At 59.2% G+C, this 9,384-nt stretch carries 3 protein-coding genes; 1 reads left to right on the top strand and 2 read right to left on the bottom strand.

Going from position 1 to position 9,384, the window contains the following annotated elements:
• Both HMPREF2879_RS05725 and HMPREF2879_RS05720 read right to left on the bottom strand, forming a co-directional pair.
• Positions 1 to 2,065, bottom strand: a 2,065-nt coding sequence (locus HMPREF2879_RS05725; protein WP_070542652.1) for a fibrinogen-like YCDxxxxGGGW domain-containing protein, incomplete at its 3' end; no start/stop codon positions are given.
• A gap of 528 nt (positions 2,066 to 2,593) precedes the next feature.
• A complete protein-coding gene (locus tag HMPREF2879_RS05720; RefSeq protein ID WP_049358241.1) occupies positions 2,594 to 4,960 on the bottom strand; it encodes a fibrinogen-like YCDxxxxGGGW domain-containing protein in 2,367 nt (788 codons plus the stop codon).
• 555 nt (positions 4,961 to 5,515) lie between these two features.
• Here HMPREF2879_RS05720 and mfd point away from each other — a divergent pair.
• Positions 5,516 to 9,265 carry a transcription-repair coupling factor gene (gene mfd, locus HMPREF2879_RS05715; protein WP_070635008.1) on the top strand — a complete coding sequence of 1,250 codons (3,750 nt, stop codon included), beginning with the start codon at positions 5,516 to 5,518 and terminating at the stop codon, positions 9,263 to 9,265.
• Positions 9,266 to 9,384 lie beyond the last annotated feature (119 nt).

Raw genomic sequence — 9,384 nt, 5'->3', positions numbered from 1 at the left:
CCGGCAGCATCTTACCGCTGTCCTTATCGAAAGCCGCTACCAGGCGAATGGTCTGAGCATTGGTCGCGTTCTCCCACTCCGAATAGACAGTGTCTGCGCCCTGGAAGAGGAAATCGCCGCAGTGGCACGCACCGTAAATGGTGTTACCGCTCAGGTGCAGATCCTGGAAGTCGCCACCCTCACGAGTAATCGCACTGTCTGTGCGACGCATGCTCGACTTCTCGTAACGGGTAATCATATGCTCGGTGCCACCCACCCAGACGGAGGAACCAGCATCCTGAACATCGAACTGGAAGCCCCACATCCTGCGCTCGTTTTTCAAATCCCAGGTTTGGGCATTCTTGGGGGTGTATGAAGGACGGTGGTGCCAAGCCACCGGGTTCGTGCTACTGCCTTGCATATGAGCGAGACGGAACGCCTCCTGGTTATTCAGCTGGGTGAAGTAACCAGCGACGTACACATCGGCATTGCCCTCAGAAGCGCTCACGCCGTTAACCGTGCCGTTAAAGACCGGACGCCAGTTCCAGTCCACCTCACCGTTGCTCAACTTAATGCGAGCCAGGTTCCTCGCATACGCGTAGGTGGGGGAGGTCTGGCCCTTCAAGTGAGTGAAGGATCCACCAATGTACAGGTAGCCATCACGCACGTGCAGGGTCTTAATCTGCACCGGGACAGAAGCAATGCGGCTGACCACGCGGATATCCCAGTCCTTAGCGACCTGACCGGTCTGCGGATCCAGAATCACAAAACCGTTGTAGTACTCTCCGTTCACCTGGTCGAAAGAACCGCCCACAGCAAGCAGGCCGTTCGGCAGAGCCTCAACCGACTTCACCTGACCGTTAATCTTCGGGCGGAAGGAACGGCGCAGCTCGCCGGTACCCACCTCGTAACCAGCCAAGAAAGCCTGCTCAACCTTCTCACCGCTTGCCGACTCAACGTACGCGAAATCGCCACCGGTAAAGACAGCGCCACCGACCTCGGTGATAGCCTCAACCTGGGTGTTCATCTCACCCTTCTTGCCGGTACCGGTCTCAGCGCTGGTACGCCACTTCCACTTCTCGGAGTAGCTATTGGGTAGCGCGCGGCGGTTACTTGCCGCAGCGCCCTGCTGGCCATAATCATGCAGACCCTTAGCCACCAAATCGTTCTGAGTCACCTTCGGGCGCAAGAACATCTGAGTAAATACCAGGGGAGTGGTCGAATCATCCGCCGGGCGGTAAATATACGCCGAAGGACGGTTCATCAGGTAGGTCTCGGTCCACCATGTAATCTTGGCGTTGCGACCGTAGGTGAAGCCCAGCTTGTAGCCCTGCGATGCCTTCTCTTCGAAGTTCAGGGAACGGAAATCATCAGAATCATGGGTGAAGATGTTACCAGCCACCTGACCACGGTTGGCGTAGTCATAACGGTTACTGTACTGCCAGGTGTTTTTGACCGAAATATTTGACCAGAACATCTTTGAACGCAAAGTCCAAGTCCATTCGGTACTGGAATCACGGTGAGCCTTAAAATCCTGCCAGGTAGTGCCCTCAACGTTCATCGCGCGATGGAAACGCACGCCATCGGGCAAATCCTGCGGACGGGTACCGTTCAGTAGCGCGTTCACGGTCACGCCGGAGAGCTGCACCGCATCAAAGCCGGTCGGGTTCTTATACAGCTGATCGGCATTACCGCGACCGTAGTAGTTCTCAGTCCAGCTCTCACGACCGCGGCCAATCATAACCCAGCCGCCGCCATCAGTTTCCTGATCGCAATAGAACTGCTCAGGAGCACTCATCGCAGGGGTGTACAGCCAGTACGCGCCGCTCTTGCCACGCGGATTATTCTGCTTAACCTCCCAGCAGCTCGCAGCCGCGCGCTCACTCGACGAACCGTCATAGTAGCGTGCATCAGCAGCCTGCGCGCCCGAAGCAATCGGACCCAAAGAAGCCGCAACCATCGCAAAAGAAGCAGCCGCCGCACCCAAAGCACGGGACCCGGAGCGAGAAGCTACGCGAGAGCCCTCAGAAGCGGAGGAAGCAGCACCCTGCGCGCGCCCTCCACGCGTGAACGGAAGAAAATTCATTTGTCTCTCCTAGAGACCTCAACCGGCACACAGCAGAAAACTGCAATTCACACAGCAACACCCACCCCACACAAGGCACAGCATAGTGACCAGGCATCGGGGTAAGGGGGAAGCGTTATGAACTGCGCTAACAGCGAGTCTGTAGCCGGAATCAGTGAGTGTAGTTATCGGAAATTGAATGAATACGCCCCACCCCTCACGCACGAAGCCAACAATGGCACCGTACCCGTACGAAGCGGAACGCTAAAAATCTGTGAAGTTTCCTCTGTCGTACCAACAGCGAAGAAACACCACAGACCAAGATTCAGCCCATCATCGGAAAGGACGGAAGCAACCCATCCGACGCAATGAATCCCAACCCATCATAGCCGCCGCAGAGGCGAAGAGATAGCAAACTGGGAAAACCGGACCGAACCAAAACTATAGAGGGCATACACCCCGGGTGCACCGCCGCCTGACCCGGACCCCGCAAACCCTGCAGAGCCCGAACCAGGCGGCGGCTCAAAGAAACTAGATCAACAATCTGACCTAAGCCTGAGCAGCTCCCGTGGAAGCCGAGAAGTTCTCAGACGCATCGATGGAACGCACATAGTAGCGAGCGCCATCAGTATGCTCAACCTCGTAGCTGGTGCCCGAGACCGTAGCAATCACACGGTCATCACGCAGCACCTGGTAGCGAGCACCGCTCTCACGAACACCAGACCAAGACAGCTTATCGGTCGAGCCATCACGCTGAACCGACAGATTCGACGGAGTCGACGGGGCGGTCACATCGCGAGGAGCAAAACGAGCAAAACCGACAGTGCGCTGCTCACCATTAGCACCCAGCGAACGGTTAATGTCGCCACCAACCCACAGGTTGCCGCGAGAATCCACGAAGGACTCCCAAACACCGTAGCCGCTAGCGCCCTTCAGAACCGGGCTGAACTCGCCGATGACTTCGCCGCTATCCTTATCGAACGCTGCGACCAGGCGCATACGGTGAACCGCCTTCGATTCCTTCCAATACGTGTGGTAGCCGGTCGAACCCTCGAAGAGGACATCACCGCAGTGGCACGCACCGTAAATGGTGTTACCGCTCAGATGCAGATCCTGCCAGTCGCCACCGTACTTAGAGATAGACGAAGAAATACGGCCGTAACCGTTCTTCGAGTAGTTCGCAATCAGGTGGTCAGCGCCGCCAGTCCACACGGTCGAACCAGCATCCTGAACATCGAACTGGAACGCGTACACAATGCGGTCAGTAATGTTCAGCTTCAGCGACGGCTCCCACTCCCACTTAATGTTCGAAGCGTTAGAACCATTCAGCGCCGCCAGGCGGAACGCGCGCTGGTTATTCAGCTCAGTGAAGTAACCCGCAGCGTGAACAGTCGAGTTGTCGGATGCAGCGGTAATACCGTTGACCGTACCGTTAAAGTTCGGGCGCCAGTTCCAATCCACCGCACCGTTCGAGAGCTTAATACGAGCGGCACCACGCGAGTAAGCGTACGCCTTAGACGTATTGCCCTTTACATGGGTGAAGTTACCGCCAATATACAGGTAACCGTCCTGAACCAGCAGAGTCTTCACCTGTGCGGCATCGCCATTGCGACGCTGAATCTGAAGGTCCCAGGTGCGGTCAATCTGACCGGTGGTCGCGTCCAGAATGACGAAGTGGTTAACCTTCTCGCCATTCACCTCGGTAAATTCGCCGCCAACTGCCAGGCGGTTATTCGGCAGAGCCTCCAGAGCCTTAATCTGGCCGTTGAAAGTCGGGCGGAAGGAACGAACCAGCTCACCCGAATCCACGTTGTAACCAGCCAGGTACGACTGATCAACGCGCTCGCCGCCAGCCGACTCCACATACTTGAAGTCGCCACCGGTGAAGACGGTGTCGCCTACCTGAGTAATAGCCTGAACGTAAGTGTTCATCTCGTTCTTCTTGCCGGTGCCAGTCTGTTCACTGGTGCGCCAACGAACGGGCATCGTGTAGCTATTGGGCAGAGCACGACGGTTGCTGGCGGCAGAGCCAGAACCAATCTGCGAGAAGTTCAAGTCACGCTGAGTCAGCTTCGGGCGCAGGAACACCTGAGTGAAGGGGATAGAGTAACCGAAGGAACCGCGCTTGTGGTAAATATACGAATCAGAATTCTCATTACCGAAGTTCACCAGTGCACCGTACGCAAAACCAATCTGGTAGCCCTGGTTCGGGTTCGCGAAGAAACGAACCGAGCTGGTGGTAATGCCCGGAGCCATTTCCGAGGGGGAACCGCCCATATGAGCGGTGCGGTTAATGCCGGCACCGGTGAACTTCACGGTGCCCCAACGCTGACCGTAGCTCATCGCCCAGGTCCACTGCTCAGTCTGAGGACGCTGAACATAAACGTTCTGCCACTGGGTGCCCCTTGCGTTGTGGGCACGGTGCAGGCGCATGCCATCGGGAAGGTCCTGAGGCTTAATGCCGTTCAGCAGCGCATCGACAGTGTTTGCGGGAAGCTGGACCGGAGTAAAAGCGGAAGGGCCGGTGGGGTTCTGGTGCAGCTGATTCGGGTCGCCGGTGCCGTTGTAAGACTCGGTCCAACCCTCACGACCGCGACCAATCATGACCCAGCCGCCGCCATCAGTTTCCTGATCGCAGTAGAACTGCGCCGGGCCGCTCATCTGCGGGGTGTACAGCCAGTAAGTGCCAGAGGAGGCAGAAGGATTAACCTGCTTGACCTCGTAGCAAGAGGCAGCCGCCTTATCGCTACTGGAACCATCATGGGTTCCGGTCGCAGCCGAGGCGGGAGTAGTAGGAGTAAGAGGTGCCGCAGTGAAAGCGGTACCAAAAGCGAGTGCGAAAGCGGCCCACTTTTTAGCAGACCATGAACGGACATGGGGCTTTTCAGTGGGTTTGTTCGTGTATGTGGTTGTCATATGCGTCTTTCTGATGCGACGTTCCGGAAGAAACATCGAAAGATACGGTGAATTTAGCGCACTAGAAAAACCGCAGTAAATACTGAAAACCTGAGGTTGGTTGGAAGAGGTAAACAGAATCCGGAAGGGGATATACTGTCTGGTTTTTCTGTAAGCGTTAATGATTAGGGTACAGGATTAAGCTGTGAAAATAATGGTGCACAAAGTGCAAAGATGTCCATGAGTGTGTGATTTGCACCCCATGCGATGAACGTTGTGGCACAGGAACAGACACGGAAGAAAACCATACTCAAATATCACCCATGAAAGCGACAACCGAGTGCAAAAAGGAATATATTCCACCGCAGAAGAACACAGGAGAAAAATGCCAGAAAATGCAGACAAGTCCTACAATGGAAAAGCCGCAAAAAACACCCCAAAACGCACAAAAAGCACCATGAAATAAAGGCAAATTCACTCGGGCACCCCAACCGGCACCGCCCTGTACTGACCATCCATAGCAGCCCTCCACCAGCTCAACCGCCGCAGGCGAAGACCCCAGATTCAGGAGAACCCGTGAGCACCACCCGAAAAGCTACCGCACAGCCCCTCGAGGCACCCCTGCACCCCCTCCTGAACACCCTCAACCAACTCAGCAGCTGGGCCGCGATCCGCACCGCCGCCTCCGCGAAGCCCACCGAACGTAGCGCACGCACCCTCATCGGCGCCGTCGCCGGAACCCACGCCGCGCTCATTGCAGACATCTCCACCGCAGTACGCGATACCACCGCCGAAGCGCTCAGCCTCATCATCGCCCCCACCGACCGTCAAGCAGAAGACCTCGCCGCAGCCCTGCGCTCCTACCTGCCCGCCGCAGACATCGCGCTCTTCCCCGCCTGGGAAACCCTGCCCCACGAACGCCTCTCACCGCGCTCCGACACCGTAGGCCGCCGCCTGCAGGTACTGCGCGCCATGACCGGGGACGCGGCTAAACGCCCCCAAGTCGTCATCGCACCCGTACGCGCCGTCATCCAGCCCATCGTCACCGGCATTGAAAAGCTTGAACCCGTGCACCTGATCCGCGGCAAAGAATACCCCTTCAAAGATGTAGTACGAGGCCTCAACGACGCCGCATACTCCCGTGTAGACCTCGTCGCCAAGCGCGGTGAATACGCCGTACGCGGCGGCATTATCGACGTCTTCCCGCCCACCGCAACCACCCCCGTCCGCCTCGAATTCTTCGGTGACGAACTCGACGAAATGCGCCACTTCTCCGTCGCCGACCAGCGCACCCTCAGCGGGGGAGAAGAACTCACCGAACTCACCCTGCTACCCTGCCGCGAACTGCTCATCACCCCCGAGGTGATGAGCCGCGCCGCACGCCTGAAAGCCGACTACCCGGCAGCCGCAGCCATGCTTGAGAAGATTGCCGGCGGAATCTACGTCGAAGGCATGGAATCACTCACCCCGCTACTCATCGAATCCATGAACACCCTCACCGAGCTGTTGCCGGCTGGGTCCATGATCATTAACGTCGAACCCGAGCGTGTGCGCGCCCGCGCCGAAGACCTCGTCGCCACCAACGAAGAATTCCTCGCCGCCGCCTGGGGCACCTCCGCAGAAGCCGACGCAGTAGCACCCATCGACCTCGGACAGCTCCGCATGAGCGACAGCGGATTCCGCACCATCGACCAAACCACCGCACAGGCACTCGAAGCCAAGCTCAGCTGGTGGGAAATCACCGAACTCGTCACCGACGCAGACCTGCTCGAAGATGCCGCCGCAGGCGCACTCGAAAACCAGAGCATCGCTGACGCCATCGAAGATGGCATCGACACTTACACCGTCAACGCCACCCCCGCAACCGCATTCAACGGATCCGTCGAACGCATGCTCAGCCAGGTCGGCGACCTCATCCAGCAACAGTGGACCGTCCTCGCCCTCACCAACGGCCGCGGCTCCACCGACCGCCTCATCGACCTCTTCCACTCCGGCGAAGGGGCACCCGCCGTACCCGCAGCCCGCCGAACCAGCCTCGAAGCCGACCCCGCTGGCAAACTCGAACACGGCATCGTCGAGGTGTGCGAGGCGCCCGCTTCCGCAGGCTTCCTCATCGAGGAGGCGAAGCTCGCCGTCTTCACCGAAGCCGAACTGCTCGGCCGCCGCGGAACCTACGCACCCCGAGGCGCCGCCGGACAAAAATTCAAGACACGCCGCCGCCGCAACGCGGTCGACCCGCTCGCGCTGAACCCCGGCGACTACGTGGTACACGAACGCCACGGCATCGGCAGGTTCGTCGAGATGACCTCCCGCCCGGTGGCTGGTGCATCCCCGGTCAACGGCGTGCAGCCCATGAAGGAATACCTGGTCATCGAGTACGCCCCCGCCAAGCGCGGCGGCGCGCCCGACCGCCTCTTCGTGCCCTCCGACCAGCTGGACCTCATCTCCAATTACGTGGGTGGCGAGAACCCGAGCCTGTCCAAGATGGGCGGTAGTGACTGGGCTAAGACCAAGTCCCGCGCTCGCAAAGCAGTCAAGGAAATCGCCGCCGACCTGGTGAAACTCTATTCGGCACGCCAGGCATCGCGCGGTCACGCCTTCGCCCCAGACACCCCCTGGCAACGAGAGCTGGAAGAATCCTTCCCCTACAACGAGACTCCCGACCAGCTCACCGCCATCCACGAGGTGAAGGAAGACATGGAGAAAGAAATCCCCATGGACCGCCTCATCTCCGGCGACGTGGGCTTCGGCAAAACCGAGGTCGCCGTACGTGCCGCATTCAAGGCGGTGCAGGACGGCAAACAGGTTGCCGTACTCGTACCCACGACCCTGCTCGCGCAGCAGCACTACGAGACGTTCAGCGAGCGCTTCTCGGGATTCCCCGTGAAGATTCGCGTGCTCTCCCGCTTCCAGAAGGCGAAGGAAACCCGCCAGATTACCGAAGAAATCGCATCCGGCGCGGTGGACGTGGTGATCGGTACCCACCGCATCCTCTCGGACAGCGTAGTGTTCAAGGACCTGGGCCTGGTCATCATTGACGAGGAACAGCGCTTTGGCGTGGAGCATAAGGAAAAGCTCAAGCAGATGCGCACCAACGTGGACGTGCTCGCCATGAGTGCTACCCCGATTCCGCGCACCCTGGAAATGTCGCTAACCGGTATTCGTGAGACCTCCACCCTTGCCACCGCGCCGGAGGAACGCCACCCCGTGCTGACCTTCGTCGGTCCGCGAACAGACAGCCAGATTACCGCCGCAATCCGCCGCGAGCTCATGCGTGAAGGACAGGTGTTCTTCGTGCACAACCGCGTGGCTGACATCGACGACGTTGCCGCCGAAATCGGCAAGCTCGTGCCGGAGGCGCGCATCGCCACCGCCCACGGCCGCATGAGCGAATCGCGCCTGGAGCAGATTATTGTGGACTTCTGGGAGCGCCGCTTTGACGTGCTGGTCTGCACCACCATCGTTGAGACGGGCCTGGATATTTCGAACGCGAACACGCTCATCGTGGACCACGCCCAGAACTACGGTCTGAGCCAGTTGCACCAGCTGCGCGGACGTGTGGGTCGTGGCCGCGAGCGCGCCTACGCGTACTTCCTGTACCCGGTGGATAAGACCCTCGGCGAGATTGCGCACGAGCGTCTGAAGGCCGTCGCGACCCACAATGAGCTGGGTGCGGGTCTGCAGCTCGCGATGAAGGACCTGGAGATTCGCGGTGCCGGCAACCTGCTCGGTGGCGAACAGTCCGGTCACATTGCGGGTGTGGGTTTTGACCTGTACCTGCGTCTGGTGGGCGAGGCGGTGGCGAACTACCGCGGCGAGAAGGAAGAACGCGAGGTCGAAACGAAGATTGACCTGCCCGTCAACGCGCATATTCCGCACACCTACATTGACTCGGAGCGTCTGCGCCTGCAGGCATACCGTCAGATTGCCGCCGCCGATACCGAAGAGAAGATTGCGGAGGCACGCGAGGAACTGGTTGACCGTTACGGCGAGCTGCCGGAGGCGGTAGAGAACCTGCTTGCCGTGGCGACGGTGCGTATGCACGCCCGTGCCGCCGGTATTCATGAGCTGGTGGTATTGGGGCCGAAGGTGCGTGTGGTGACCGCTACGCCGCTGCCGGAGTCCCGTCAGATGCGTCTGAAGCGCGTGTATCCGGGGTCCACGCACGCTCAGCCGAAGGGCATGGATACCTGGCTGACGCTGGTTCCGCGCCCGAAGACCATGCCGGTTGGCGGTAAGGACTTGGTGGACGGCGCGATGCTGCAGTGGGCTGAGAAGTTCATTAACTCGATTTATTCGGAGAAGCCGCAGGCTCTCGAGGACTAGAGGAAACAGGGGCAGGGGAGTGCCCGGTCATACCGGGTTGCCACGTCAGAAAATGCTCGCCGTGCAGATTGCCACAATATGGCACATCTGCACGGCGAGTGCGTTTGCCCCGCGCAGGC

Source organism: Rothia sp. HMSC069C04, from assembly GCF_001812895.1.
Classification (GTDB): domain Bacteria; phylum Actinomycetota; class Actinomycetes; order Actinomycetales; family Micrococcaceae; genus Rothia.
This window is presented reverse-complemented; position numbering and strand designations above follow the sequence as displayed.

What these genes read in the sequence shown, in the direction of transcription:
- HMPREF2879_RS05720 (WP_049358241.1), bottom strand. Translation starts at nt 4,960, where the DNA reads ATGACAACCACATACACGAACAAACCCACTGAAAAGCCCCATGTCCGT.